The organism is Pseudomonas sp. ICMP 8385 (assembly GCF_002699915.1).
GTDB classification, from domain to species: Bacteria; Pseudomonadota; Gammaproteobacteria; order Pseudomonadales; family Pseudomonadaceae; genus Aquipseudomonas; species Aquipseudomonas gessardii.
The window spans coordinates 30,128-56,480 of sequence record NZ_LKBY01000116.1; the positions used below are offsets into that span (position 1 = coordinate 30,128).

Sequence of the window (26,353 nt, forward strand, 5' to 3'; positions counted from 1 at the left end):
TTGTGGGTACTCCTTGTCATTTCGCTTTATTCGAGCTGCAGCCGAGCTTTCGCCTGGACCTCGATCAGCTTGCCACGCGCTACCGTGAACTGGCGCGTGGGGTGCATCCAGATCGCTTTGCCGACGCTTCCGAGCGTGAGCAACGCCTGGCGCTGGAGCAGTCAGCCAGCCTCAACGAAGCCTATCAGACGCTCAAAAGCCCTCCCAAGCGCGCGCGTTACCTGCTCGCCATGGGCGGTCGCGAGTTGCCGATGGAAGTCACGGTCCATGACCCTGATTTCCTGATGCAGCAGATGCAGTGGCGCGAAGAGCTCGAAGACTTGCAGGACGAGGCCGATCTGGCTGGCGTCGCGGTCTTCAAGCGGCGTCTGAAAGTGGCCCAGGATGAACTCAACGAAAGCTTCGCGGCCTGTTGGGACGATGCAGCGCAACGCGAGCAGGCCGAACGCCTGATGCGGCGCATGCAGTTCCTCGACAAGCTCACTTACGAAGTGCGCCAGTTAGAAGAGCGCCTCGACGATTAACCCAGTGCTGCACAGATTGCACGCCTGATAGACAGATAAGACCTGATTACCATGGCTCTACTGCAGATCGCCGAACCCGGCCAAAGTCCACAACCGCACCAGCGTCGCCTGGCGGTTGGCATCGACTTGGGTACTACCAATTCACTGGTCGCCGCACTGCGCAGCGGTCTCTCCGAGCCGTTGCCTGATGCTGATGGCCAGGTCATCCTGCCGTCCGCCGTGCGTTATCACGCCGATCGTACCGAAGTGGGCGAGTCCGCCCGCCTGGCGGCGTCTGCCGATCCGCTCAATACCGTGCTGTCGGTCAAGCGCTTGATGGGTCGTGGGTTGTCCGACGTCAAGCAATTGGGCGACCAGCTGCCGTACCGCTTTGTCGGCGGCGAATCCCATATGCCGTTCATCGATACCGTGCAGGGGCCGAAAAGCCCGGTGGAGGTGTCGGCCGATATCCTCAAGGTGCTGCGCCAGCGTGCAGAAACCACCTTGGGCGGTGAATTGGTTGGCGCGGTAATCACTGTTCCTGCCTATTTCGACGATGCTCAGCGCCAAGCCACCAAGGATGCAGCGAAACTCGCTGGCCTCAATGTGTTGCGCCTGCTCAACGAGCCGACCGCGGCCGCCGTGGCATACGGCCTGGACCAGCACGCTGAAGGCCTGGTTGCGATTTACGACCTGGGCGGCGGCACCTTTGATATTTCGATCCTGCGCCTGACCGGCGGTGTGTTTGAAGTGCTGGCCACCGGTGGCGACAGTGCCCTGGGCGGTGATGACTTCGACCATGCCATTGCTGGCTGGATGATCACCCGTGCCGGTTTGTCTGCCGACCTCGACCCGGGCGCGCAGCGTAAGCTGCTGCAAACCGCCTGCGCCGCCAAGGAAGCGCTGACTGACGCTGCATCTGTTGAAGTTTCCTACGGCTCCTGGTCGGCCCAACTGACCCGGGAAGCCTTCGATGCCCTGATCGAGCCGATGGTGGCCCGCAGCCTGAAAGCGTGCCGTCGCGCCGTGCGTGATTCCGGCATTGAGCTGGAAGATGTCGGTGCGGTGGTCATGGTTGGCGGTTCGACCCGTGTGCCACGGGTGCGCGAAGCTGTGGCCGAGGCCTTTGGTCGCCAGCCCTTGACCGAAATCGATCCAGATCAAGTGGTGGCCATCGGGGCTGCGATCCAGGCCGATACCCTGGCTGGCAACAAGCGCGACGGCGGCGAGCTGTTGCTGCTCGACGTGATTCCGTTGTCCCTGGGCCTGGAAACCATGGGTGGCCTGATGGAGAAGGTGATTCCGCGCAACACCACCATTCCCGTCGCCCGCGCCCAGGACTTCACCACGTATAAAGATGGCCAGACGGCCATGATGATTCATGTGCTGCAGGGCGAGCGTGAGCTGATCAGCGACTGCCGCTCCCTGGCACGCTTTGAATTGCGCGGTATCCCGGCCATGGTCGCGGGTGCGGCGAAGATCCGCGTGACCTTCCAGGTCGATGCCGACGGCCTGCTCAGCGTGGCAGCACGCGAGCTGGGCTCGGGCGTTGAGGCGAGCATTCAGGTCAAGCCGTCCTACGGCCTGACTGACGGTGAAATCGCCAAGATGCTCAAGGATTCGTTCCAGTATGCCAGTGACGACAAGGTCGCCCGCGTGTTGCGTGAGCAGCAAGTCGATGCCCAGCGCCTGCTTGAGGCAGTGCAGGGCGCCCTTGAGGCCGACGGCGAGCGCCTGCTGGACGCTGAAGAACGCCTGGTCATCGACCTGCAGATGCAGGAACTGGCCCAATTGATGAAAGGCACCGATGGCTATGCCATCGAACAACAGACCAAGCGCCTTTCACACGTAACCGATGCCTTTGCCGCCCGTCGTATGAACCAGACGGTAAAAGCCGCCCTGGCGGGACGCAACCTGAATGAAATTGAGGAATAACTGATGCCACGGGTCATTTTTCTGCCACACGCCGAGCATTGCCCGGACGGTATGGTCGTGGAGGCTGAGACCGGCAAGTCCCTTCTCGACGTCGCCCATGACAACCACATCGAGATCGAAAGTGCCTGTGGTGGCGTCAATGCCTGTACCACCTGTCACTGCATTATCCGCGAAGGTTTCAACAGTCTCAAAGAGGCCGATGAACTGGAAGAGGACTATCTTGATCGGGCGTGGGGCCTGGAGCCCACATCGCGCCTGAGCTGTCAGGCCAAAGTGGGAACCGAAGACCTCACCGTCGAAATTCCGAAGTATTCGCTCAACCATGCGGCCGAAGCGCCGCACTGATTCAAGGAAGTGTCATGAGTCTTAAATGGGTTGATGTGTTGGAAATTGCGATCCAATTGGCTGAAACCAAGCCAGATGTGGATCCGCGCTATGTGCGCTTTGTCGATCTCCATAACTGGGTTGTAGCGTTGCCGGAATTTGATGACGATCATAGTCGTGGTGGCGAGAAGGTGCTTGAGGCCATTCAGGCCGCCTGGATCGAAGAAGCAGACTGAGTCCTTTTTACGCAGTTAGGCAATACCCAAGAACCCGCGTATAATTCGCGGGTTTAATTTTTCGCAAATTACCGTTTCTGGAGTTACACCATGGCTGTTCAACGTACTTTCTCCATCATCAAGCCTGACGCTGTTGCAAAAAACGTCATCGGCGAGATCACCACTCGTTTCGAAAAAGCCGGCCTGAAGGTTGTAGCTTCGAAACTCAAGCAACTGTCCAAGGCTGAAGCTGAAGGCTTCTACGCTGAGCACAGCGCTCGTGGGTTCTTCGGCGACCTGGTTGCCTTCATGATCTCCGGTCCTGTTGTTGTACAGGTTCTGGAAGGCGAAAACGCTATCGCTCTGAACCGTGAGCTGATGGGCGCTACCAACCCTAAAGAAGCAGCTGCCGGCACCATCCGTGCTGACTTCGCTGATTCCATCGACGCCAACGCTGTACACGGTTCGGACTCCGAAGCCGCTGCTGCTCGCGAAATCTCGTACTTCTTCGCAGCTACTGAAGTAACCACTCGCTAAGCATTGGCTTAAAGAGTGAAGGTGAATCCATGACTACATCGACTGTAAAAACCAACCTGCTGGGTCTGACTCAACAGGAAATGGAAAAATTCTTCGACTCAATCGGGGAGAAGCGTTTCCGTGCCGGTCAGGTAATGAAGTGGATTCACCACTTTGGCGTCGACGATTTCGACGCCATGACGAACGTCAGCAAGGCCCTGCGCGACAAGCTCAAGGCGATTGCCGAGGTTCGTGGTCCCGAGGTTGTCAGCGAGGACATCTCCAGCGACGGCACCCGTAAGTGGGTGGTGCGCGTGGCGTCCGGCAGTTGCGTCGAGACCGTCTACATTCCCCAGGGCAAACGCGGCACCTTGTGCGTTTCGTCCCAGGCAGGCTGTGCCCTGGACTGCAGTTTCTGCTCCACCGGCAAGCAAGGCTTCAATAGCAACCTCACCGCCGCCGAAGTCATCGGCCAGGTGTGGATTGCCAACAAATCCTTTGGCAGCGTACCGGCGACCGTCGACCGTGCCATCACCAACGTGGTGATGATGGGCATGGGTGAGCCGCTGCTGAACTTCGACAACGTGGTTGCGGCCATGCACCTGATGATGGACGACCTGGGCTACGGTATCTCCAAGCGCCGTGTGACCCTGTCGACCTCCGGCGTGGTGCCGATGATCGACGAGCTGTCCAAGCACATCGATGTCTCCCTGGCGTTGTCGCTGCACGCACCCAATGACGCATTGCGTAACCAATTGGTGCCGATCAACAAGAAGTATCCGCTTAAGATGCTCCTCGAATCTTGCCAGCGCTATATGTCGTCCCTGGGCGAAAAACGCGTGCTGACCATCGAGTACACCTTGCTCAAAGACATCAACGACAAGGTTGAGCACGCAGTCGAGATGATCGAGTTGCTCAAGAACACCCCGTGCAAGATCAACCTGATTCCGTTCAACCCGTTTCCCCATTCTGGCTACGAGCGGCCGAGCAACAACGCCATCCGTCGTTTCCAGGATCAACTGCACCAGGCAGGTTTCAATGTCACGGTCCGCACCACCCGTGGTGAAGACATCGACGCCGCTTGTGGCCAATTGGTAGGACAGGTGCTGGATCGCACCCGTCGTAGCGAGCGTTATATCGCCGTGCGCGAATTGAGCGCCGACAGCGATCTGGCGCAGAACGCCGCGACACGAACCTGAGAGAGGAACTCTATGCCCCTGCGCCTTGCGCTGCTGTTGCTTGTTGCCAGCCTGTCGGTTGGCTGTGTTTCATCGGGCTCTGATAGCCCGTTGCAAACCGGCAAGGGCCGTGACGAAGCGCGTGCTGCCTATGTGCAGCTGGGGCTGGGTTACCTGCGCCAGGGCTTGAGCGAGCAGGCCAAGGTGCCGCTGCAAAAGGCCCTGGCCCTCGACGGCCAGGATGCCGACGCCAATGCGGGGCTGGCCCTGGTGTTCCAGGCCCAGGCCGAGCCCGAGCTGGCCGACCAGTATTACCAGAAGGCCCTGGCGGTTCGCCCCTATGACCCGCGCCTGCTCAACAACTACGGCAGCTTCTTGTTCCAGCAGGAGCGTTATAAGCAAGCGTCCGCTTATTTCCAGCAAGCAGCCACTGATACCCTATATCCTGAACGTTCGCGGGTTTTCGAGAACCTGGGAGTGACGTCCGTGCGCCTCGGCCAGCGTGAAGACGCCCGCCGGCAGCTGGAAAAGGCCCTGCACCTGAACCAGCGCCAGCCACGGGCCTTGCTCGAAATGGCCCAGTTGTCGTTTGAAGACAGGCATTATGTGCCGGCACGTGACTATTACGAGCGTTTTAGCCTGCTCAGTGGGCAAAATGCACGTAGTCTATTGCTGGGTGTGCGCCTGGCCACGGTTCATGAAGAACGCGACAAGGCCGCACGTTTTGGCCAGCAATTAGAACGACTCTATCCCGGTACGCCGGAATATCAGCAATACCTGTCGGAGCAATGATGAAAGCCGCGCACCCGGAAGTTGTAGCCGCTAATCGCGTAAACCCAGGCGAGACCTTGCGTCAGGCCCGCGAAAGCAATGGTTGGTCGCTGGAAGACGTGGCCCTCAAGCTCAATTTGACCACCTCTTCCCTGGGCAACCTGGAAAACGGCGCGTTCGACAAACTGCCAGGGCATACCTTCGCCCGTGGCTATATCCGTGCCTATGCCAAGCTGCTGGGCATCGACCAGGCCATCCTGGTCCAGCAATTCGACCAGTTCACCGGCACCGACTCCCAGGGCAGCAACGTACACGGTCTTGGCCGTATTGAAGAACCTGTGCGGGTTTCCCACACTATTTTGCGAATTGTCAGCCTGCTGCTGCTGATTGCAGTGATCGGTGGTGGTTTTATCTGGTGGCAGGACCAGACCTCGCTGCGCAGCAAGGACCTGATCAGCAACGCCCTGGAGCACGTCGAAGTCGAAAGCGCCGACGGCACCACCCAGATTCATCCCCTGGACGAGCCGGAAGACCAGGCCGTCGCCCAGGGCCAGGCCGCTCCCGAAACCCCTCTTGACCTGCAGGCGGGCCAGCCACCGGCCGAGGCCGGCAGTGAAGCGGCGCCTGCCGCCGTAGCGCCGGCGCCAGCCGCACCCGTAACCCAGGCGCCGGTCACTGCGGCCCAGGTGCCTGTCATACCGGCTCCGGTCGCGCCAGCCGCGCCAACGGTTGCCGCACCTGCTGCCCAGGTGCCTGCTGGTGTGGCGGGTGATGGCCGCCTCCTGATTACCTATGTCGCTGACTGCTGGACACAAGTCACCGACGGCAATGGCAAGGTCCTGTTCAGTGCTTTGAAGCGTAAGGGAGATACGCTTGAGCAGGTCGGCAAGCCTCCTTTGACGCTGCGTCTGGGCTTTGCCCGTGGCGCGCAAGTGGCCTACAACGGCCAGCCTGTAGACGTGGCGCCCTTCACCAGTGGCGAGACTGCTCGCCTGAAATTGGGACAATAGTCATGCACGGCGAATCTCCAATCAAACGTCGCGTATCGCGCAAAATCTGGGTCGGCTCCGTACCGGTGGGTGGCGATGCCCCCATCGCAGTGCAGAGCATGACCAACAGCGACACCAATGACGTAGCGGCCACCGTGGCCCAGATCAACCGCCTGGAAGCCGCAGGCGTCGATATCGTGCGGGTTTCCGTGCCGGATATGGACGCTGCCGAGGCCTTCGGTCGCATCAAGCAACTGGTCAAGGTGCCACTGGTCGCCGATATTCACTTCGACTACAAGATCGCGTTGCGCGTGGCCGAACTGGGTGTCGACTGCCTGCGGATCAACCCGGGCAATATCGGTCGCGAAGACCGGGTGCGTGCCGTGGTCGACGCTGCCCGTGATCGCGGGATCCCGATCCGCATCGGGGTCAACGCCGGTTCCCTGGAAAAAGACCTGCAAAAGAAATACGGCGAGCCCACCCCGGCCGCCCTGGTCGAGTCGGCACTGCGCCATGTCGAGCACCTTGAACGCCTGAATTTCCAGGACTTCAAGGTCAGCGTAAAGGCCTCCGACGTGTTCATGGCGGTAGAAGCCTACCGCCTGCTGGCCAAGGAAATCGTGCAGCCGTTGCACCTGGGCATCACCGAAGCCGGTGGTTTGCGCTCAGGCACAGTGAAATCTGCGGTGGGTCTCGGTATGCTGCTGGCCGACGGGATTGGCGATACCATTCGCATCTCCCTGGCGGCGGACCCGGTAGAGGAAGTGAAAGTCGGCTACGACATTCTCAAATCCCTGCATCTACGTTCCCGTGGCATCAATTTTATTGCCTGCCCGAGTTGCTCGCGGCAGAACTTCGACGTGGTGAAAACCATGAACGAGTTGGAAGTACGCCTGGAAGACCTGCTGGTGCCGCTGGATGTCGCGGTGATCGGTTGCGTGGTCAACGGGCCGGGTGAGGCCAAGGAGGCCCATGTGGGCCTGACCGGCGGTACCCCGAACCTGATTTACATCGACGGCAAACCGTCGCAAAAATTGACGAATGATAATCTGGTGGATCAGTTGGAACGGCTGATCCGCGAGAAAGCGGCCGAGAAGGTCGCCTCTGACGCAGCGCTGATCGCTCGCGGCTGATCGAATGAATTTAAGGATTTGATGTGAGCAAGTCTCTGCAAGCCATTCGTGGCATGAACGACATCCTGCCCGAACAGACGCCCCTGTGGCGCTATTTCGAGAGCACGGTCGCGCGCCTGTTGGATAACTACGGTTACAAGCAGATCCGCATGCCAATCGTCGAGTTCACCGAGCTGTTCAAGCGCTCCATTGGTGAAGTGACCGACATCGTCGAAAAAGAGATGTACACCTTTGAAGACCGCAACGGCGACTCCCTGACCCTGCGCCCGGAAGGCACCGCTGCGTGCGTGCGCGCCGTGCTCGAACATGGCATCACCGGTGGTGGCCAGACCCAGAAGCTGTGGTACATCGGCCCGATGTTCCGCCACGAGCGTCCGCAAAAAGGCCGTTATCGCCAGTTCCACCAGATCGGTTGCGAAGTCTTCAACCTCGATGGCCCGGACATCGATGCCGAGCTGATCGTGCTGACCTGGCGCCTGTGGGGCCAATTGGGCATCCGCGACGCGGTCAAGCTCGAGCTCAACAGCCTGGGCACCAGTGAATCCCGTGGTCGCTACCGTGAAGCGCTGGTCGAGTACCTGTCCGCCCACCTGGACAAGCTTGATGAAGACAGCCAGCGTCGCCTGAAGACCAACCCGTTGCGCGTCCTCGATACCAAGAACGCCGACACCCAGGCGGTGCTGGTCGATGCGCCGAAAATGGCCGACTACCTGGACGACGAATCCCGCACGCACTTCGAGGGCCTCAAGGCTCGCCTGGACGCGGCCGGGATTCCCTACGTGATCAACCCCAAGTTGGTGCGCGGCCTCGATTACTACAGCAAGACCGTGTTCGAGTGGGTCACCGACAAGCTCGGTGCCCAGGGCACCGTGTGTGCCGGTGGCCGTTACGACGGCCTGGTCGAGCAGATGGGCGGCAAGCCGACCACCGGCGTGGGTTTTGCCATGGGCATCGAGCGCCTGATCCTGCTGCTGGAAACCCTGGAGCAGATCCCTGAAGAAATTTCCCGTCAGGTGGATGTGTACCTGTGCGCCTTTGGCGAGGCGGCCGAACTGGCAGGCCTGGCCTTGAGCGAACAGTTGCGCGACCAACTGCCGAGCCTGCGCCTGCTGGTCAATGCCGGCGCGGGCAGCTTCAAGAGCCAATTCAAGAAAGCCGACAAGAGCGGTGCGTTGTACGCGCTGATCCTGGGCGACGATGAACTGGCCCAGCAAGTGGTAAGTGTCAAACCCCTGCGTGGCCAGGGCGAACAACAAAGCATTGCCTTTGATGCGCTTGCTGCGCACTTGGCCACCTGCATCGTGCAGGGTTGAAGCTGTCAAACAGCCGAATTTAGCGATTAAGGAGTATTGGGGTGTCGAGTACTGAAGATGATCAACTGGCCGAGTTCAAAGACTGGTGGCAGCGTAACGGCAAACCCCTGGTAACTGGCGGCCTGCTGGCGCTGGTGGTGGTGTTCGGTTGGCAGGCGTTCCAGAAGTATCAGGGCAATCAGTCGCAAGGCGCCTCGATGCTCTATCAGCAACTGCTGGAAACCACGCTGACGCCCACTGGCAAGCCTGACCCTGCCCAAGTGGCGGACCTGGCCGGCAAGCTGAAAAACGAATTTGGCGGTAGCACCTACGCCCAATACGGCAGCCTGTTCGTCGCGAAAGTCGCGGTCGATACCGGCAAGCTGGATGACGCAGCCTCCGAGCTCAAAGCCATCGCCGACAAGCCGAGCAACCCGACCCTGGGTGAAATCGCGCGTCAGCGCCTGGCCCAGGTCCTGGCCGCACAGAACAAGGCCGACGAAGCACTGAAACTGCTCGACGGCGATGCTGACAAGGCATTTGTAGCCACTCGCGAAGAGCTCAAGGGTGACCTGCTGGTCCAATTGGGTCGTACCGATGAAGCCAATGCTGCGTACCAAAAAGCCAAGGCTGCGCTGTCTGATGAAGCAGCGGTCGGTGGCTTACAAATCAAGCTGGACGACTTGGCCAAAGGGGATGCGTGACGTGATCCGTTGGAAACATGCAGCATTGCTGGCTCTGGCCGTTTTGGCCGCGGGTTGCAGCAGCAACAGCAAAAAAGAACTGCCTCCGGCCGAGCTGACCAGCTTCAAGGAAGAAGTGGTCCTGCAAAAGCAGTGGAGCCGCTCCATCGGTGACGGCCAGGGCGACACCTACAACATGTTGGTACCGGCAATCGACGGTGACAACATTGTGGCCGCTGACGTGACGGGCGTGGTGATCTCCATGGATCGCATGAACGGCGACGTCAAGTGGAAGAAAGACCTCGAACTCCCGGTTTCCGGCGCCGTCGGCGTGGGTTACGGCATGGTGATGATCGGCACGCTCAAAGGCGAAGTCGTGGCCCTGGATTCGAGCAGCGGTGAAGAGAAATGGCGCGCTCGCGTGACCAGTGAAGTTCTCGCGCCGCCTGCCACCAACGGCGATATCGTCGTGGTGCAGACCCAGGATGACCGTGTCATCGGCCTCGACGCCAGCACCGGTGAGCAGCGCTGGCTGTACGACAGCACCCCTGCGGTGCTGACGTTGCGCGGTACCAGTGGTCCGGTTGTGACCAATAACCTGGCGCTGGCAGGTCTGTCGACCGGTAAAGTGGTCGCCCTGGATACCCAGAACGGCGTGCCGGCCTGGGAATCGCGGGTCGCCATTCCACAAGGTCGTTCCGAGCTGGACCGGGTCGTGGACATCGATGGCGGCTTGCTGCTGTCGGGTGAAACCCTGTACGTCGCCACTTACCAGGGCCGTGTCGCGGCGCTGGACCTGCAAAGCGGTCGCGTCCTCTGGCAGCGTGATGCTTCCAGCTACGCCGGTGTTGCCCAGGGTTTTGGCAGCGTCTACGTGAGCCTGGCATCCGGCACCGTTGAAAGTGTCGACGAGCGTTCCACCACTGCCCTGTGGAGCAATGACTCGCTGGCTCGCCGTCAACTGTCGGCGCCAGAAGTGTTCTCCAGCTATGTAGCGGTAGGCGACCTGGAAGGTTACCTGCACCTGCTGAGCCAGGTGGATGGTCGCTTTGTCGGCCGTGAACGTATCGACAGCGACGGCCTGCGCGCGCGTCCGCTGGTAGTAGGCAACATGCTTTATGTGTTTGGTAACAGCGGCAAGCTGGAAGCCCTGACCATCAAGTAAGAACTATGCTTGGGGTAACCCCCCAGGCGGCCCTGCTTCGGCAGGGCATGCGGCACCTTCGGGTGTTGCCCCGAGCACCAGCCGCTGCCTTGCAGCGGCTTTTGTATTTTCTGAAATAACGCAGTGGAGAGCCGCATGGTTCCCGTAATCGCCCTGGTGGGCCGACCTAACGTCGGCAAGTCCACCTTGTTCAACCGCCTGACCAGGACTCGCGACGCCATCGTCGGCGACTTGTCCGGTCTGACCCGTGATCGCCAATACGGTGAGGCAAAGTGGCAAGGGCGCTCCTACATTATTGTCGACACCGGTGGTATCTCCGGTGACGAGCATGGCATGGACGAAAAGATGGCCGAGCAGTCGCTGCTGGCCATCGAAGAAGCTGATGTTGTGTTGTTCCTGGTGGACGCCCGCGCCGGCTATACCGCTGCCGACCAGATGATCGGCGAGCACCTGCGCAAGCGTAACAAGCGCTCCTATTTGATCGCCAACAAGATCGACAACATCGACCCTGAGGCGGCCCGTGCCGAATTCAGCCCGATGGGCCTGGGGGACGCGATTCCGGTCGCCGGTGCCCACGGTCGCGGCATCACCCAGATGCTGGAAATCGCCCTGCGCGACTTCCCCAAGGATGACGCCGACGAAGTTGAAGGTGAAGAGGAGATCGTCGCCGAAGGCGAGGAAGCCAAGCGCATTCCTGGCCCAAGCGAAAAAGACGGGATCAAGATCGCCATCATCGGCCGCCCGAACGTGGGCAAGTCGACCCTGGTCAACCGCATGCTCGGTGAAGACCGGGTAATCGTCTACGATCAGCCTGGCACCACCCGTGACAGCATCTACATCCCGTTCGAGCGTAACGACGAGAAGTACACGCTGATCGACACCGCCGGTGTGCGCAAGCGCGGCAAGATCCACGAGGAAGTCGAAAAGTTCTCGGTGGTCAAGACCCTGCAGGCGATCAAAGACGCCAACGTCGTGATCTTCGTCATGGACGCCCGCGAAGGCGTGGTCGACCACGACCTCAACCTGCTGGGCTTTGCCCTGGAGGCCGGTCGGGCACTGGTGATCGCGATCAACAAGTGGGACGGCATGACCCCGAGCGAGCGTGACTTCGTCAAGGTCGAGCTGCAACGTCGGTTGTTCTTCGTCGACTTCGCCGATATCCACTTTATCTCGGCGTTGCACGGCACTGGCGTGGGCAACCTCTACGCCTCGGTGCAGAACTCGTTCAAGTCCGCGGTTACCCGCTGGCCGACCAACCGCCTGACCCAGATCCTCGAAGACGCGGTGGGCGAACACGCGCCACCGATGGTCAATAACCGCCGGATCAAGCTGCGTTACGCCCACTTGGGGGGTGCCAACCCGCCGATTATCGTGATCCACGGTAACCAGATCGAGAAGGTGCCCAAGTCCTACGTGCGTTACCTGGAAAACACCTACCGCCGCGTCTTGAAGCTGGTCGGCACGCCGATCCGCATCGAGTTCAAAGGTGGCGAGAACCCGTACGAAGGTAACAAGAACAGCCTGACTGACCGCCAAGTGAACAAGAAACGTCGCTTGATGAGCCACAACAAGAAGGCTGACAAAAAGCGTAAAGACCGCCGCTGATAGTGGAGCGCGCTTGTGTGGAAGCGGGCTTGCCCGCGATAGCGACAGGTCAGACACCGATGTGCTGACTGACCCACCGTCATCCCAGGCAAGCCAGCTCTTATGTAAGTTAGGCGTTACCCAAGAAGGGGCTCTGAACGAGCCCTTTTTTGTGCCTCACGATTGACCCTTCGGCGCTTGCAGCTTACAACTTGTAACTCACCGCCAGGGGCCCACCGAATGATCACCAGCAAGTTGCCAAATGTCGGCACCACCATTTTCACCACCATGTCGCAACTCGCTGCCGAAACCGGCGCGCTGAACCTGTCCCAGGGCTTCCCCGACTTCAACGGCCCCCAGGCCTTGCTCGACGCGGTGGGTAAACACGTTGCCAGTGGCCATAACCAATACGCACCGATGACCGGCCTGCCGGCCCTGCGCCAGCAAGTGGCGGCCAAGATCGCCCGCAGCTATGGCGTGCAGGTTTGTCCCGACAGCGAAGTCACCATCACCCCCGGCGCCACCCAGGCGATCTTCTGTGCGATCCAAGCGGTGATCCGCAGCGGTGATGAAGTAATCGTCTTCGACCCGTGCTACGACAGCTATGAGCCGGCGGTGGAGTTGGCCGGTGGGCGGTGCGTGCATGTGCCATTGGCGCCGGGGGATTTCAGCCTGGATTTCGAGCAGATCAGGGCCGCGCTGTCCCCGCGTACGCGCATGATCATCCTCAACACCCCGCACAACCCCAGCGGTGCCCTGATCAGCCGTGCCGAGCTGGACCAGCTGGCCGAACTGATCCGTGACCGTGATCTCTACCTGGTCAGCGATGAGGTCTACGAGCACCTGGTATTCGATGGTGTGCCCCATGTCAGCGTCCTGGCCCACGAAGAGCTGTATCCGCGCGCGTTCGTGGTCAGCTCCTTTGGCAAGACCTATCACGTCACCGGCTGGAAAACCGGCTACGTGGTGGCGCCCGCGGCCTTGAGTACCGAGCTGCGCAAGGTACATCAATACGTCAGCTTCTGCGGTGTAACGCCGTTGCAGTACGCCCTGGCCGACTTTATGGCCGAGCACCCGGAACATGTCGAAGAACTGCCGGCCTTCTACCAGGCCAAGCGCGACCTGTTCTGCGATCTGCTGGCTCCCTCGCGTTTTAGTTTTGCGCGGGTGCCCGGTACTTACTTTCAACTGGTGGACTACTCACAGATTCGCCCGGACCTGGATGACGTGGCCATGTCGCTGTGGATGACCCGCGAGCATGGCGTGGCGACAATTCCGGTCTCGGTGTTCTACCAGAATCCACCTCAAGGCCAGCGCCTGGTGCGCCTGTGCTTTGCCAAACGCGAGGAGACGCTGCGCCAAGCAGCTGAGAAACTATGCGTGATCTAAGTGCTTTACCCGACCTGAACATCGCCCTGGTACAGACCACCCTGGCCTGGCATGACCGCCAGGCCAACCTGGAGCATTTTGAACTGTTGCTGGAGCAGGCCAGGGGCGCCGACCTGATCGTGCTGCCGGAAATGTTCACCACCGGCTTCTCCATGGCGTCCGAAGCGCTGGCCGAAGCGGAGCAGGGGCCGACCCATAAGTGGCTCAAGGCCCAGGCGCAGAAGTACAACGCGGTGATTACCGGCAGCGTGATCATCCAGGCGGCCGATGGCAGCCACCGCAACCGCCTGTTGTGGGCGCGGCCCGATGGTGAGGTGCTGCACTACGACAAGCGCCATCTGTTTCGCATGGCCGGTGAGCATAATCACTACACCCCCGGCGAGCGCCAGGTGCAGTTCGAGCTCAAGGGCTGGCGGATTCGCCCGCTGATCTGCTACGACCTGCGCTTCCCGGTGTGGAGTCGCGACGCCCAGGATACCGACCTGCTGCTGTACACCGCCAACTGGCCGGGTGCGCGGCGCCAGCACTGGAACCGCCTGTTGCCGGCCCGGGCCATCGAAAACCTGTGTTATGTGGCGGCGGTGAACCGGGTGGGCACGGACGGCAAGGGTTTTGCCTACACCGGGGACAGCCAGGTCCTGGACTTCCAGGGCGAAAGCCTGCTGAGCGCGGGGGAGGCGGACGGGGTGTTCCAGGTGTGCCTGGAGGCGGCGCAGTTGGCGGAGTATCGTCAAAAATTCCCGGCAAACCTGGATGCCGATGCCTTCACATTCCTGTGACTGATCGTTCCCACGCTCCGCGTGGGAACGCCTCCAGTGACGCTCCGCGTAGTGCCTTTAAGAGCGGACGCAGAGCGTCCTGAGGTGCATTCCCACGCGGAGCGTGGGAACGATCAGGGCAGCGTTACGCCGCTTTCGCTTCCAGCTGGCTCAACGAACGGTTCAGCGCGCTGAACACCGCCTTGAAGCTGGCCGTGGTGATGTTTTCATCAATCCCCACACCATGCACCGGACGCTCGCCGTTCACGCGCAGTTCAATGTAAGCGGCAGCCTTGGCGTTAGTGCCCGCGCCAATCGCGTGCTCGTTGTAGTCCATGATCTCGACCCCAATCGGCAGGCCGGCCACCAGCGCTTCCAGCGCACCATTGCCCTTGCCGTGCCAGCGCAGGTTGGTTTCGCCCTGGCCCTTGCCGGAGACTTCAACTTCTACCGAGCTGTTGCCGTTTTCTTCCTGCAGGCGATGGCTGACCAAGGCGTACGGGGTGTTGGCTTGCAGGTATTCGCGCTGCAATAACGCGTGGATCTGCGCGGCGGTCATTTCCAGGCCCACGCGGTCGGTCTCGGCCTGTACCACCTGGCTGAATTCGATCTGCATGCGGCGTGGCAAGCTGATGCCGTATTCCTGCTCCAGCAGGTAGGCGATGCCGCCCTTGCCCGACTGGCTGTTGACGCGGATCACCGCCTCGTAGCTGCGGCCAATATCGGCCGGGTCGATCGGCAAGTACGGCACTTCCCACAAGGCATCCGGTTTCTGCTGGGCGAAGCCCTTGCGGATTGCATCCTGGTGCGAGCCGGAGAACGCGGTGTGGACCAGGTCGCCGACATACGGGTGACGTGGGTGCACCGGGATCTGGTTGCACTCTTCGACCACTTTGCGTACGCCGTCGATGTCGGAAAAGTCCAGCCCAGGGTTCACGCCCTGGGTGTAGAGGTTCAATGCCACGGTGACCAGGTCGACGTTACCGGTACGCTCGCCATTGCCGAACAGGCAGCCTTCGACACGGTCGGCGCCGGCCATCAGGCCCAGCTCGGTGGCCGCGACGCCAGTGCCACGGTCGTTGTGGGTGTGCAGGCTGATGATCACGCTGTCACGACGGTTGATATGGCGACCGAACCACTCGATCTGGTCGGCATAGATATTGGGCGTGGCGCATTCCACGGTGGCCGGCAGGTTGAGGATCATCTTGTGCTCGGGTGTCGGGTTCCACACCTCGATCACCGCGTCGCACACTTCCTTGGCGAACGAAAGTTCCGTGGCGCTGAACGTCTCCGGGGAATACTCGAAGGTCCACTGGGTTTCCGGCTGCTGGGCGGCGTATTTGACGAACAGCTTGGCGGCGTCGACCGCGATGGCCTTGATCCCGTCCTTGTCCTGGTTGAACACAATACGGCGGAAGGACGGCGAGGTGGCGTTGTACAAGTGCACGATGGCTTTCTTGGCGCCGCGCAGGGATTCAAAAGTCCGTGCGATCAAGTCTTCACGGCCCTGGGTCAGCACCTGGATGGTGGTGTCCTCGGGGATATGGTTGTCTTCGATCAGGGTACGGACGAAGTCGAAGTCAGTCTGCGACGCGGCCGGGAACGAGGCCTCGATTTCTTTCACGCCCACGGCGACCAGGGTTTTCCAGAAGCGCAGTTTCTTCACCGCATCCATCGGCTCGATCAGCGACTGGTTGCCGTCGCGCAAGTCGGAGCTGCACCAGATCGGCGCGCTGGTGATGGTTTTCGATGGCCAGGTGCGGTCCGGGATATCAATGGTCGGGAACGCGCGGTATTTAGACGACGGGTCTTTGAGCATGCTCATCAGAAGAATCCTTGTTGTAGGGCCGAGAAGAGGCGGCCTGCCAGAAAGCGTTTATTGGATAAAACCGGGGGGCGAGGCAGATCGATTCAGCCTGGCAGTCGTGCGCTGACGAGGCACAGGCTGCGGTGCTGGCGGAGCTGAATGAGGGTGTGAGAGGTTTTCATAAGCTCAACCCTAACCGCCGGGGTGAAAGATGGCAAGCAGTCGAAAAAAATTGAGAGAAGTTCTGCTATTGCTGTAGGAAACGAGATTTTATTGTGCTGAAGGTCTAGAGGCTTTGTTTTGTTTGCGTAAGGCTTTCCAGATGCGCAATCAGCGGCGATGGGGCTGGCGCCGTCGCATGCAAGCCCGCGATGGCGCCAGTGTGCCCAGCGATCACATCAAGGCTGGAACGCGCCAATAAAGATCGCCGGGTCCACCCGTGCATCATTCAAGCTGACATTCCAATGCATATGCGGCCCGGTCGCCCGGCCCGTCGAACCGACCTTGCCGACCACCGCCCCGCGCACCAATTGCTGGCCTACCTTCACGTCAATCTTCGACATATGGCAGAACATGCTGATAAAGCCCTGGCCATGGTCGACAAACACGGTGTTGCCATTGAAGAAGTAATTACCCACCAGGATCACCTTGCCATTGGCCGGCGTCTTGATCGGCGTGCCGGCGGGCACCGCGAAGTCCAGACCTGAATGCGGGTTGCGCTCTTCACCGTTGAAGAAGCGGCGCACGCCGAACCTGCTCGACAGCGGACCGTTCACCGGCTTGTCCAGCACCAGGTTGCTCGGCAGGTTCGGGCTGAAGCTGCGGTAAGCCTTGAGCTGTACGGCCAACTCGCCTTCGATGCGCTTGAGTTGCGCCGGGGCGGGGTTGACCTGGCTTTTGTTCTTCAGGGTGATGCGCTGTTCCGGGTACTTTTTGTAGCCGACGATAAACGGCAGGGTGCGCCCGCCACTGCTGATGCGCTCGTTACCGGGCTTGACCGTCAACGGGATGCCGACAATCGCCAGCCAGTTGTCCTGTTCCTTGACCACCAGCACCGGCTTGCCCTGATAGGTGGCTTTTGGCGCGGCGGCCCCAGGGCCCAGGTCGACCACGGCCACGCCACCGGGCACCGGCTTGTTCAGGGTGCGGGTGATGTAGCTGTCGGCATGGGCATTGAAGGCGAGGCACAGCAACATCAACAGGCTAAATAGACGAGGCATCAATCAATCCAGTAATGAAAGGGTGACGGGGGTCAGGTGGTTATCTTCGACCCGCACTTGCAATTGGCCTTCACCGAGGCGCGCGGTCAGGCGCTGGCCGGTGTGGGTTTGCGCGGCAGTGCGAATGGCCTGGCCGCGCTCGTCCAGCAGGATGCTGTAGCCACGGCCCAGGGTCGCCAGCGGGCTGACCACCTGCAACGTCTGCACCTGGCTTTGCAGTTGCAGGCGCCGCGCCTTGAGGCCTTCGCGCATGGCCCGGGGCAGGCGTTCGGCGAGGCTGTCCAGGCGTTGGCGCAGCAGGGCCAGTTGCCGCCCCGGATGCTGGCCGGCCAGACGCGTTTCCAGGCGGATCAGGCGCTCGCGCCGGGTATTGAGGCTGCGCTCGAACGCACGGCGCAGGCGCATGTCCAGGTCATCCAGGCGCTGGGCCTGCTGGCGCAGGCGCTCACCGGGGTGGCGCAGGCGCCGGGCCATGCCTTCCAGGCGCAGACGGTCGTGGGTCAGGCGGTTGCGCATCAGCATCACCAGGCGCCGGTGCAGGCTTTCGACCTGGCGCACCAGGTTGCTCGCATCCGGCGCCAGCAGCTCAGCAGCCGCCGACGGCGTGGGCGCGCGTACGTCGGCCACGAAGTCACTGATGGACACATCGGTCTCATGGCCGACCGCACTGACGATAGGCGTGACACAGGCATCGATGGCCCGCGCCACGGCTTCTTCGTTGAAGCACCAGAGGTCTTCCAGGGAGCCACCACCCCGGGCCAGGATCAGCGCATCGAAACCACGGGCATCCGCCAGCTTGAGGGCGCGGACAATCTGCGCCACGGCTTCGCGGCCCTGCACGGCGGTGGGGATCAGGGTCAGTTGCACGTTCGGTGCGCGGCGGCCGAACACACTGATGATGTCGCGGATCACCGCACCTGTGGGCGAGCTGATAATCCCGATGCGCTGCGGGTGGGCCGGCAGAGGCACCTTGCGCTCGGCACTGAACAGCCCTTCGGCGCTGAGTTTTTCCTTCAGGGCATCGAAGGCCAGGCGCAACGCACCATCACCGGCGGGCTCCACGGTGTCGAGGATCAACTGATAGTCGCCACGCCCCTCGAACAGCGAGACCTTGCCGCGCACCTTGACCGCCAGGCCATCCTTCAGCGCCTGGCGCACCCGCGCAGCGTTATTGCGAAACAGCGCACAACGCACCTGCGCGCCGCTGTCCTTGAGGGTGAAATACACATGGCCGGAGGCCGGGCGGGCGAGGTTGGAGATCTCGCCTTCGACCCAGATATTGCTGAACACGTCCTCCAGCAACACCCGCGCGCGGCCGTTGAGCTGGCTGACCGTCAGGACTTCGCGGTCCAGGCCCAGGCGGGCAAACGGGTCTTTAATCATGGCAAGAGATCTTTAGTCATGGGCGGCAGTTTATAGGCATTCGCCCAAGGTTTGACAGAACTGCGCCACCAACGCGCTCGGCGCCTGCGCGCAGGCCAGGGCCACGGTGCTATGAGCATCGGGGTCGGCCAGGGGCAGGAAGTGAATATTGGCCGGGGCAATGTCGCGCATCGACTCGGGCAGCAGGGCAATGCCAAACCCGGCCTGGATCAACTGCAACTGGGTGGTCTTGCGCGACATCACCCGGGCGGCCTTGGGGAAAAATCCGGCACGCATGCACAACTCGGCTGACAGGTAACTCAGGCCGCCGCGTTGCGGGTGGGGGATCGAGATAAAGGCTTCGTCTTTCAATTGCGCCAGTTCAATGGCCGATGTGTGCCCGGCCAAACGGTGGGCCGGCGGGACGGCCAGCAACAGTGGCTCCTTATATAAAGGCACGATGCGCACCCCTTCGCGCTGGCGCAGCACCGGCAGGCGGAGGAGGCCGACCTCCAGGCGACCCTCGGCAATCTCCTCCAACTGCGCTTCGGAGGACAGTTTGGCGATATCCAGCGACACCCCGGGGCACTGCTCCAGCCAGGTGCTGATCCCGCGCAGCATCCGTCCACTCATCGGCACCGTACTGGAATGGCTCAGGCGCAGGGTGCCGAGCTGGCCGTGGCCGACCTGGGTCGCCAGTTCACTGGCCTTGTGCAACTCGCCCAGCAGGTTGCGTGCCCGTGGATAAAACGCTTCGCCGGCTGCCGTGAGTCTGGGTTGGCGGGCGGTGCGCTCGAACAGCGGCGTGTGCAGGAAGTTTTCCAGCTCCTTGATCTGCCGGCTAAGGGCCGATTGCGCGACAAACAGGCGCTCAGCGGCGGCGCTGAAGCTGCCGCTCTCGGCGATTTCAACGAAGTAACGCAGTTGCCGGGTGGAAATCACGAGTCATGCCTTTTCGAGATAGGTGGAGGGCCTGGAAGATATTAGTCGCAACTCATCCGCTTGGCTAAAGTGAGGGCCATCACTGACAAGGAATATTGCATGAGCCTGGTTGAATTGATGGGGCAGTGGTCGTTCGGGACGGTGGACTGGCTGGTGATCGGCCTGGGGATTGCCCTGGCCTATATCGTGTTTGGCATCGCCGGATTTGGCACGGCACTGGTGGCCGGGCCGATCCTGATTATGTTTATGCCGTTGTCGAAGATTATCCCGCTACTGGTGCTGCTGGATTTTGTTGCAGCGTTTGGCAACCTGCTGCAATCGCGGCGGGATGTGGTTAGGCCGGAGCTGCTGCGATTACTGCCGTGCATGGCCATTGGCTGCATCCTCGGCGTGGTCTTCTTGCTCAACCTGCAGTCGGACCTGCTTGTGCTGTTGATGGGCCTGTTTATCAGCGCCTATGCCATCTACAGCCTGGCGGTCAGGGCCAAGCCCACGGCCCTGGCTGCCGGCTGGGCGGTGCCGATGGGCGTGGTGGGTGGGTTGTTTGGTGCGTTGTTTGGCAGTGGCGGCTTTTTATATGCGATTTATCTGAACAGCCGCCTGCCCAGGGACGGGGCGCGGGCGACCCAAAGTGCGCTGATCAGTGCGAGCACGGTGGTGCGCCTGAGTCTGTTTTTGATCGCCGGGGTGTATGCCGAGTTGCCACTGCTGCTGTTGGCGGTGTGCCTGCTACCGGCGATGGCCCTGGGGTTATGGGCGGGGCGGCGGTTGACCTTGCGCATGTCCCGTGAGGCGTTTGTGCGGTTGGTGACGTGGTTGGTACTGGCCAGTGGCATTGCCTTGATTGGGCGGTATTTGAGTACTTGACCTGTGTGTATCAGGGATTAAGCTGCCGGGCTCTAGGGCCTCATCGCGGGCAAGCCCGCTCCCACATTGAAATGCAATCGAATGGGGGAGCGGGCTTGCCCGCGATGGCGTCAGACGCCACACCGCAGGACTCCCATGAATTCCCAAAGCATCCTTGTCCCGAAAATCTCCACCTTGCCCGTCCACGAACCCCGCGCCCGGGCCATCGTGCGTTGGCTGGTGCGCAAGAACATCATCAAGGAAGAACTGACCACCTGTGGCCGCACCGGCAACCGCATGGGCTACGCCTTGGCCGACGGCGCCCGCGCCGTGGTGCTGCACCCTGAGGCGCTGCCGTTCAACGAGCCGGTCAACGGCCTGGAAATCATCTACAAACGCTGCATCTATACCCCGGCCAAGGGCTTTCTCGAAGAAGCCGGCTGCCCGGAATGCCGCAAGGAAGTCGGCGAGGCGCTGTTCGATAGCCTGGAAGACTGGATGCCCGGCCACACCGACAACTTCACTTGCCCGCTGTGTGGGCATGAAGATGACATCAATGGCTTCCTGTTCCTGCAGGAATGCGGGTTTTCCAACCTGGGCTTTATCTTCAACAACTGGGCGGAAGCGGGCTTCAAGCAGAGCTTTATCGACGAGTTTGCCGATTGGCTGGACCAGAAAATCAGCTGGGTCAAAGTCGAACTCTAGCAGCACCCTGATCGTTCCCACGCTCTGCGTGGGAACGATCAGGGTCTGGAAATTCCCCATCTATCAGTATTACCAAGTTTGTCAGAGTTTTACGTTGAGGCCCGAGGGGTGTCTGAGTATAATGACGCGCTTCCATTTTCCCGCTCGGGAGCCCCCGCGATGCTGCGTATCAGCCAAGAAGCTCTGACATTCGACGACATTCTCCTAGTGCCCGGTTATTCCGAGGTGCTTCCTAACGAAGTCAGTCTCAAGACCCGCCTAACCCGTGGCATCGAGCTGAATATTCCCCTGGTTTCCGCTGCCATGGACACCGTCACCGAAGCCCGTCTGGCCATTGCCATGGCCCAGGAAGGCGGCATCGGTATCATCCACAAGAACATGACCATCGAGCAGCAAGCTGCCGAAGTGCGCAAGGTCAAGCGTTACGAAGCCGGCGTGGTGAAAGATCCGATCACCATCGAAGCCGACGCCACCGTGCGCGACCTGTTCGACCTGACCCGCCTGCACAACATCTCCGGTGTTCCCGTGCTGCACAATGGCGACCTGGTCGGCATTGTCACTTCCCGTGACGTGCGCTTTGAAAACCGTCTTGAAGTCACCGTCCGCGAAGTGATGACGCCTAAAGAGCGCCTCGTCACCGTCAAGGAAGGCGCCGACAAGAACGATGTGCGTGAACTGCTGCACAAGCACCGCATCGAGCGCGTGCTGATTGTCGACGACAAATTCGTCCTCAAAGGCATGATGACCGTCAACGACATCGAAAAAGCCAAGGCTTACCCGCTGGCCAGCAAGGATGACCAAGGTCGTCTGCGCGTTGGCGCCGCCGTTGGTACCGGTAAAGACACCGGCGACCGCGTTGCAGCCCTGGTCGCTGCCGGGGTTGACGTGGTGGTGGTCGACACCGCCCACGGTCACTCCAAGGGCGTGATCGACCGCGTACGCTGGGTCAAGCAGAACTTCCCCGATGTACAGGTGATCGGCGGCAACATCGCCACCGGCGCAGCGGCCAAGGCCCTGGCCGAAGCCGGCGCTGATGCGGTCAAGGTCGGTATCGGCCCTGGCTCGATCTGCACCACGCGGATCGTAGCGGGTGTGGGCGTGCCGCAAATCAGCGCCATTGCCAATGTTGCCGCTGCCCTTGAAGGCACTGGCGTACCGTTGATCGCCGACGGCGGCATCCGTTTCTCTGGTGACCTGTCCAAGGCCATCGTGGCCGGTGCTTCCTGCGTGATGATGGGCTCGATGTTCGCCGGTACTGAAGAAGCCCCGGGCGAGATCGAACTGTTCCAGGGCCGTTCGTACAAGGCTTACCGCGGCATGGGTTCGCTGGGCGCCATGTCCCAGGCGCAAGGCTCTTCGGACCGTTACTTCCAGGACTCCTCGGCAGGCGCCGAGAAGCTCGTACCGGAAGGCATCGAAGGCCGTGTGCCGTACAAAGGCACCCTGAGCGCCATCATCCATCAACTGATGGGTGGCCTGCGTTCCTCGATGGGCTACACCGGCAGCGCCGACATCGAAGAAATGCGCACCAAGCCAGAGTTCGTACGGATCACCGGCGCCGGCATGGCTGAATCCCATGTCCACGACGTGCAGATCACCAAGGAAGCGCCAAACTACCGCGTAGGTTGAGGCTTCCAGCAAAACGTTAAGTAACCGGGGCTGTTCTTCAGCCCCGAGTTGTTTCTGATTCATTAGACGAGACTGACTTCATGGCCCTCGACATTCACGCCCACCGCATCCTGATCCTCGACTTCGGTTCCCAGTACACCCAGCTGATCGCCCGCCGCGTGCGTGAAATCGGTGTGTACTGCGAACTGCACCCGTTCGACATGGATGACGAAGCGATCCGCGAATTCGCCCCTAAAGGCGTCATCCTGGCCGGTGGCCCCGAGTCCGTGCACGAAGCCAACAGCCCGCGTTGCCCGCAAGCGGTGTTCGACCTGGGCGTGCCGGTCTTCGGTATCTGCTACGGCATGCAGACCATGGCCGAGCAACTGGGCGGCAAGGTTGAAGGTTCCGAACTGCGTGAATTCGGTTATGCCCGTGTGGACGTGGTCGGCAAGAGCCGCCTGCTGGACGGTATCGAAGACCACATCGACGCCGACGGCCTGTTCGGCCTCGACGTCTGGATGAGCCACGGTGACAAAGTCACCCGGATGCCGGAAGACTTCCACATCCTGGCCAGCACCCCAAGCTGCCCGATCGCCGGCATGTTCAGCGACGAGAGTCGTTACTACGGCGTGCAGTTCCACCCGGAAGTGACCCACACCAAGCAAGGCGGGCGCATCCTGTCGCGCTTCATCCTCGACATCTGCGAGTGTGAAGCCCTGTGGACCCCGTCGAAAATCGCGGAAGACGCCATTGCCAACGTGCGCGCCCAGGTCGGCACCGACAACGTGCTGCTCGGCCTGTCCGGCGGCGTTGACTCCTCCGTGGTTGCCGCGCTGCTGCACAAGGCCATCGGCGACCAGTTGACCTGCGTGTTCGTCGACAACGGCCTGCTGCGCCTGCACGAAGGCGAGCAAGTGATGGCCATGTTCGCCGAAAACATGGGCGTCAAGGTGATCCGCGCCAACGCCGAAGATCAGTTCTTGAACAACCTGGCCGGCGAGTCCGACCCGGAGAAGAAGCGCAAGATCATCGGCCGTACCTTCATCGACGTGTTCGATGCCCAGTCCAACAAACTGGACAACATCAAGTACCTGGCCCAGGGCACCATCTACCCCGACGTGATCGAGTCGGCCGGCGCCAAGAGCGGCAAGGCCCACGTGATCAAGTCCCACCACAACGTGGGTGGCCTGCCTGAGGAAATGAACCTCAAGCTGGTAGAACCGCTGCGCGAGCTGTTCAAGGACGAAGTCCGCCGTCTGGGCCTGGAACTGGGCCTGCCGTACGACATGGTCTACCGCCACCCCTTCCCGGGCCCGGGCCTGGGCGTGCGTATCCTCGGTGAAGTGAAGAAGGAATACGCCGACCTGCTGCGTCGTGCCGATCACATCTTCATCGAAGAACTGCGCAAGGCCGACTGGTACCACAAAGTCAGCCAGGCCTTCGTCGTGTTCCAGCCGGTGAAATCGGTTGGCGTGGTCGGCGATGGCCGTCGCTACGCCTGGGTCGTGGCCCTGCGTGCCGTCGAAACCATCGACTTCATGACCGCCCGCTGGGCACACCTGCCGTACGAACTGCTGGAGACGGTCAGCGGCCGTATCATCAATGAAATCGAAGGTATTTCGCGGGTGACTTACGACGTGTCGAGCAAGCCGCCGGCGACGATTGAGTGGGAATGATGGGGCGTGGGGCCTTGCCCGGCACCCACTAGCAAGAAATGTCCTGGAGCCCGCGTAATTGCGGGCTTTTGGCTTTTTGGGGTTGGCGCGCTCTGACCGTTTTGTGCCTTGTCAAAGGGTGTTCCGTTGAGGGGCTCTCTCTAAAATCTGAAAGCAACGCCTGCGTTCATACCATGGCTGTTCTCGCTGCCAGACACGATCCCGCTGTAGTTGAGAGAAATCGAAGTGTCTTTGGATAACGCAATTTCGGCGCTGGCCTTCAGCAGGGCTCCATCGCGGGACACAGGTACACTGTTGATCGTAAAGGCTGTATCACTGCCGGCAAACTTCAACGAAGTATCACGATCCCGATTGCCGAATTGATGCTGCCAGCCTAATTCACCACGCAAGGTCACCGCTCTGACCGACTCGATGGGCACATGCATTTGCCCGCGAACCCCCAACGTGGAGAATGTCGCGCTCTGGGTCTGTGCGCTGGAATGCAGGGAGGTTTTCCCCCCATGTTCGTTAAAACTGTCACTCTTGAAGTTGACTTGATTCAAGTTGACAAACGGCTCCACATTTTCCCATCGGTTGTAATTGGCCTCGGCGAATACTTGGTCGGTGCGGGAGGTATATTGCGCCTTCTGACGCTCTGATATTTGAGCGTACACAACGCTGCGCGATGTCGCCTGATCATGCCAGGTAGACGCCGCCCCTATACGCAATGACAGGCTATCGAAGCGTTTGCCGCCATATAACGACAGATGATAATTGTCACTTTCACCAGAAGCAGAAGACGCGCCATTCAACGTTGTGCGGGTATAGCCGGTGGCGCCTCCTAAACGCCAGCCATCCATTACTTCAGTATCCAGGCCGAGCAGTACACCGTTGGTGGAGGCGCTATAGCCTCTGGCAACGTTGCTCCCTTCTATCTGGCTGCGTCCGCCCAGTAGCTGAACCCAACCACCTTCACCGGCATCCGCTATGTGCGCGTCAGTACGCTGTTGCTGGACGTGTTGCAAACGACTGTTCAAGGCTTCGCGAAGGTAGCGACTGTCCGCCATCTGTGCCGCAGCAAGATCAGAGTGAATTTGCCCGGTAAGCTGGCTGAAGGCCTGTTGAGCCTCGGTATTCGAGCGGGATAGCAAAAGACTTTCGTAAACCGGGTTATTGGCTTTTAACGTGTCGGCTGCTGTCGCTACCGAGCGTTCGTTTGGGTTTTGTGTAACATCCGCAAAACGAGTGGTGTTTCGATCAATACTCAGTATCACCTGTTGGGGCTGGTAATTCAGGCTTGCCCCTAGAAAGAGATAATCAGGAGTCACCGAGGCAAACTTGCCACTGATACCGGCACTGGCACTCAGGATATTGAACTGTTGCCCGAGCAAACTGCGGGTCTCGTCCGAGCTCAATGGGGCAGTAGCATTTTCCAGGGAGACCACCACATCGCCGCCAGCGATAACGGCCTGGCCTGTTGCTTGGATACGATCGCTACGCCCGTCAGGCGCCACCTCTACGGCATAAAGTGAACCAGGGTTAAACGTGATGTCACCGGCGTTTAACGTTCCAATAGAGTTACCTGGAGCGGCTTGCCCACCGTTATTGAACGTCAGTTGCTGGACAATGCCTCTGCCAGACAGGCGGGCTACTGCCCCTTGAGCAGTACTGCCTAGGGAAACTCTGAAAAAGACTTTCTGATTTGGCAAAATACCGCGACCCCACCCACCGAGTTTCCCGATGAAGCAGATGACCTTCGCCGACGCCGAG

24 protein-coding genes are annotated in these 26,353 nt (G+C 60.6%); 19 read left to right on the forward strand and 5 right to left on the reverse strand.

Annotated features, from left to right (window positions below; genetic code table 11):
- Positions 1-2 precede the first annotated feature (2 nt).
- From hscB to AO268_RS22405, 15 genes are all read left to right on the forward strand, one after another.
- Entirely contained in the window at positions 3-524 is a 522-nt protein-coding gene (gene hscB, locus AO268_RS22335; RefSeq protein WP_076964505.1) for a co-chaperone HscB, read from the forward strand.
- A gap of 51 nt (positions 525-575) precedes the next feature.
- On the forward strand, positions 576-2,438 hold the full coding sequence (gene hscA, locus AO268_RS22340; protein ID WP_076964504.1) for a Fe-S protein assembly chaperone HscA: 1,863 nt from the start codon (positions 576-578) through the stop codon (positions 2,436-2,438).
- Positions 2,439-2,441: 3 nt separating this feature from the next.
- Positions 2,442-2,783, forward strand: a complete 342-nt coding sequence (gene fdx / locus AO268_RS22345) for an ISC system 2Fe-2S type ferredoxin (RefSeq protein WP_076964503.1) — start codon at positions 2,442-2,444, stop codon at positions 2,781-2,783.
- Positions 2,784-2,797: 14 nt separating this feature from the next.
- Positions 2,798-2,998: a Fe-S cluster assembly protein IscX gene (gene iscX / locus AO268_RS22350; protein WP_076964502.1), complete on the forward strand. Its 201-nt coding sequence runs from the start codon at positions 2,798-2,800 to the stop codon at positions 2,996-2,998.
- 90 nt (positions 2,999-3,088) lie between these two features.
- Positions 3,089-3,514, forward strand: a complete 426-nt coding sequence (gene ndk, locus AO268_RS22355; RefSeq protein WP_017846179.1) for a nucleoside-diphosphate kinase — start codon at positions 3,089-3,091, stop codon at positions 3,512-3,514.
- Positions 3,515-3,543: 29 nt separating this feature from the next.
- Complete coding sequence (gene rlmN / locus AO268_RS22360; protein ID WP_057437941.1) at positions 3,544-4,692, forward strand: 23S rRNA (adenine(2503)-C(2))-methyltransferase RlmN; 1,149 nt, start codon at positions 3,544-3,546, stop codon at positions 4,690-4,692.
- 12 nt (positions 4,693-4,704) lie between these two features.
- Positions 4,705-5,463 (forward strand): type IV pilus biogenesis/stability protein PilW, encoded by a 759-nt coding sequence (pilW, locus tag AO268_RS22365; RefSeq protein WP_099169877.1) that lies wholly within the window; start codon positions 4,705-4,707, stop codon positions 5,461-5,463.
- On the forward strand, positions 5,463-6,452 hold the full coding sequence (locus AO268_RS22370; protein ID WP_076964500.1) for a RodZ domain-containing protein: 990 nt from the start codon (positions 5,463-5,465) through the stop codon (positions 6,450-6,452). Before pilW ends, AO268_RS22370 begins: the two co-directional genes overlap by 1 nt.
- A gap of 2 nt (positions 6,453-6,454) precedes the next feature.
- Positions 6,455-7,564, forward strand: a complete 1,110-nt coding sequence (gene ispG, locus AO268_RS22375; protein ID WP_057437947.1) for a flavodoxin-dependent (E)-4-hydroxy-3-methylbut-2-enyl-diphosphate synthase — start codon at positions 6,455-6,457, stop codon at positions 7,562-7,564.
- 23 nt (positions 7,565-7,587) lie between these two features.
- Positions 7,588-8,877: a histidine--tRNA ligase gene (hisS, locus tag AO268_RS22380; protein WP_099169878.1), complete on the forward strand. Its 1,290-nt coding sequence runs from the start codon at positions 7,588-7,590 to the stop codon at positions 8,875-8,877.
- Positions 8,878-8,918: 41 nt separating this feature from the next.
- The gene (locus AO268_RS22385) at positions 8,919-9,560 is read left to right on the forward strand and encodes a YfgM family protein (RefSeq protein WP_057437951.1); all 642 of its coding nucleotides are present in this window, start codon (positions 8,919-8,921) and stop codon (positions 9,558-9,560) included.
- Positions 9,553-10,704 (forward strand): outer membrane protein assembly factor BamB, encoded by a 1,152-nt coding sequence (gene bamB, locus AO268_RS22390; RefSeq protein ID WP_038446317.1) that lies wholly within the window; start codon positions 9,553-9,555, stop codon positions 10,702-10,704. Before AO268_RS22385 ends, bamB begins: the two co-directional genes overlap by 8 nt.
- A 135-nt stretch (positions 10,705-10,839) precedes the next feature.
- Positions 10,840-12,309: a ribosome biogenesis GTPase Der gene (der, locus tag AO268_RS22395; RefSeq protein WP_076964498.1), complete on the forward strand. Its 1,470-nt coding sequence runs from the start codon at positions 10,840-10,842 to the stop codon at positions 12,307-12,309.
- A gap of 219 nt (positions 12,310-12,528) precedes the next feature.
- The gene (locus AO268_RS22400) at positions 12,529-13,677 is read left to right on the forward strand and encodes a pyridoxal phosphate-dependent aminotransferase (RefSeq protein ID WP_076964497.1); all 1,149 of its coding nucleotides are present in this window, start codon (positions 12,529-12,531) and stop codon (positions 13,675-13,677) included.
- Positions 13,665-14,456 carry an amidohydrolase gene (locus AO268_RS22405; protein WP_099169887.1) on the forward strand — a complete coding sequence of 264 codons (792 nt, stop codon included), beginning with the start codon at positions 13,665-13,667 and terminating at the stop codon, positions 14,454-14,456. Before AO268_RS22400 ends, AO268_RS22405 begins: the two co-directional genes overlap by 13 nt.
- A gap of 124 nt (positions 14,457-14,580) precedes the next feature.
- Here the strand turns inward: AO268_RS22405 and leuA are convergent, their stop codons facing one another.
- The 4 genes from leuA to AO268_RS22430 form a co-directional block, all read right to left on the reverse strand.
- Positions 14,581-16,260: a 2-isopropylmalate synthase gene (gene leuA / locus AO268_RS22410; RefSeq protein ID WP_099169879.1), complete on the reverse strand. Its 1,680-nt coding sequence runs from the start codon at positions 16,258-16,260 to the stop codon at positions 14,581-14,583.
- Positions 16,261-16,640: 380 nt separating this feature from the next.
- Positions 16,641-17,462, reverse strand: a complete 822-nt coding sequence (locus AO268_RS22420) for a M23 family metallopeptidase (protein WP_099169880.1) — start codon at positions 17,460-17,462, stop codon at positions 16,641-16,643.
- 3 nt (positions 17,463-17,465) lie between these two features.
- A complete protein-coding gene (xseA, locus tag AO268_RS22425) occupies positions 17,466-18,845 on the reverse strand; it encodes an exodeoxyribonuclease VII large subunit (RefSeq protein WP_099169881.1) in 1,380 nt (459 codons plus the stop codon).
- 30 nt (positions 18,846-18,875) lie between these two features.
- Positions 18,876-19,766 carry a LysR family transcriptional regulator gene (locus AO268_RS22430; RefSeq protein WP_099169882.1) on the reverse strand — a complete coding sequence of 297 codons (891 nt, stop codon included), beginning with the start codon at positions 19,764-19,766 and terminating at the stop codon, positions 18,876-18,878.
- 99 nt (positions 19,767-19,865) lie between these two features.
- On the opposite strand from AO268_RS22430, the gene AO268_RS22435 reads away from it, so the two are divergent.
- The 4 genes from AO268_RS22435 to guaA all read left to right on the forward strand — a co-directional run bounded on the left by AO268_RS22435 (position 19,866) and on the right by guaA (position 24,604).
- Positions 19,866-20,633 (forward strand): sulfite exporter TauE/SafE family protein, encoded by a 768-nt coding sequence (locus tag AO268_RS22435; RefSeq protein WP_099169883.1) that lies wholly within the window; start codon positions 19,866-19,868, stop codon positions 20,631-20,633.
- Positions 20,634-20,768: 135 nt separating this feature from the next.
- Positions 20,769-21,317 carry a sugar ABC transporter ATPase gene (locus AO268_RS22440; protein WP_076964490.1) on the forward strand — a complete coding sequence of 183 codons (549 nt, stop codon included), beginning with the start codon at positions 20,769-20,771 and terminating at the stop codon, positions 21,315-21,317.
- A 159-nt stretch (positions 21,318-21,476) separates the two neighbouring features.
- Positions 21,477-22,946: an IMP dehydrogenase gene (guaB, locus tag AO268_RS22445; RefSeq protein ID WP_099169884.1), complete on the forward strand. Its 1,470-nt coding sequence runs from the start codon at positions 21,477-21,479 to the stop codon at positions 22,944-22,946.
- 80 nt (positions 22,947-23,026) lie between these two features.
- Positions 23,027-24,604, forward strand: a complete 1,578-nt coding sequence (gene guaA / locus AO268_RS22450; RefSeq protein WP_099169885.1) for a glutamine-hydrolyzing GMP synthase — start codon at positions 23,027-23,029, stop codon at positions 24,602-24,604.
- Positions 24,605-24,744: 140 nt separating this feature from the next.
- On the opposite strand, the gene AO268_RS22455 is transcribed toward guaA, so the two are convergent.
- Positions 24,745-26,353: autotransporter outer membrane beta-barrel domain-containing protein (locus AO268_RS22455; protein ID WP_141562837.1), on the reverse strand; the 1,609-nt coding region annotated here is incomplete at its 5' end.

Excerpts from the sequence above, each read along its gene's own strand:
- leuA (WP_099169879.1), bottom strand. The coding sequence starts at position 16,260 with ATGAGCATGCTCAAAGACCCGTCGTCTAAATACCGCGCGTTCCCGACC.
- AO268_RS22405 (WP_099169887.1), top strand. The coding sequence starts at position 13,665 with ATGCGTGATCTAAGTGCTTTACCCGACCTGAACATCGCCCTGGTACAG.
- ndk (WP_017846179.1), top strand. The coding sequence starts at position 3,089 with ATGGCTGTTCAACGTACTTTCTCCATCATCAAGCCTGACGCTGTTGCA.
- ispG (WP_057437947.1), top strand. The coding sequence starts at position 6,455 with ATGCACGGCGAATCTCCAATCAAACGTCGCGTATCGCGCAAAATCTGG.
- rlmN (WP_057437941.1), top strand. The coding sequence starts at position 3,544 with ATGACTACATCGACTGTAAAAACCAACCTGCTGGGTCTGACTCAACAG.
- hscA (WP_076964504.1), top strand. The coding sequence starts at position 576 with ATGGCTCTACTGCAGATCGCCGAACCCGGCCAAAGTCCACAACCGCAC.
- AO268_RS22370 (WP_076964500.1), top strand. The coding sequence starts at position 5,463 with ATGAAAGCCGCGCACCCGGAAGTTGTAGCCGCTAATCGCGTAAACCCA.
- AO268_RS22400 (WP_076964497.1), top strand. The coding sequence starts at position 12,529 with ATGATCACCAGCAAGTTGCCAAATGTCGGCACCACCATTTTCACCACC.
- fdx (WP_076964503.1), top strand. The coding sequence starts at position 2,442 with ATGCCACGGGTCATTTTTCTGCCACACGCCGAGCATTGCCCGGACGGT.
- xseA (WP_099169881.1), bottom strand. The coding sequence starts at position 18,845 with ATGATTAAAGACCCGTTTGCCCGCCTGGGCCTGGACCGCGAAGTCCTG.
- guaA (WP_099169885.1), top strand. The coding sequence starts at position 23,027 with ATGGCCCTCGACATTCACGCCCACCGCATCCTGATCCTCGACTTCGGT.
- AO268_RS22435 (WP_099169883.1), top strand. The coding sequence starts at position 19,866 with ATGAGCCTGGTTGAATTGATGGGGCAGTGGTCGTTCGGGACGGTGGAC.
- iscX (WP_076964502.1), top strand. The coding sequence starts at position 2,798 with ATGAGTCTTAAATGGGTTGATGTGTTGGAAATTGCGATCCAATTGGCT.
- bamB (WP_038446317.1), top strand. The coding sequence starts at position 9,553 with ATGCGTGACGTGATCCGTTGGAAACATGCAGCATTGCTGGCTCTGGCC.
- guaB (WP_099169884.1), top strand. The coding sequence starts at position 21,477 with ATGCTGCGTATCAGCCAAGAAGCTCTGACATTCGACGACATTCTCCTA.
- pilW (WP_099169877.1), top strand. The coding sequence starts at position 4,705 with ATGCCCCTGCGCCTTGCGCTGCTGTTGCTTGTTGCCAGCCTGTCGGTT.
- AO268_RS22420 (WP_099169880.1), bottom strand. The coding sequence starts at position 17,462 with ATGCCTCGTCTATTTAGCCTGTTGATGTTGCTGTGCCTCGCCTTCAAT.
- AO268_RS22440 (WP_076964490.1), top strand. The coding sequence starts at position 20,769 with ATGAATTCCCAAAGCATCCTTGTCCCGAAAATCTCCACCTTGCCCGTC.
- der (WP_076964498.1), top strand. The coding sequence starts at position 10,840 with ATGGTTCCCGTAATCGCCCTGGTGGGCCGACCTAACGTCGGCAAGTCC.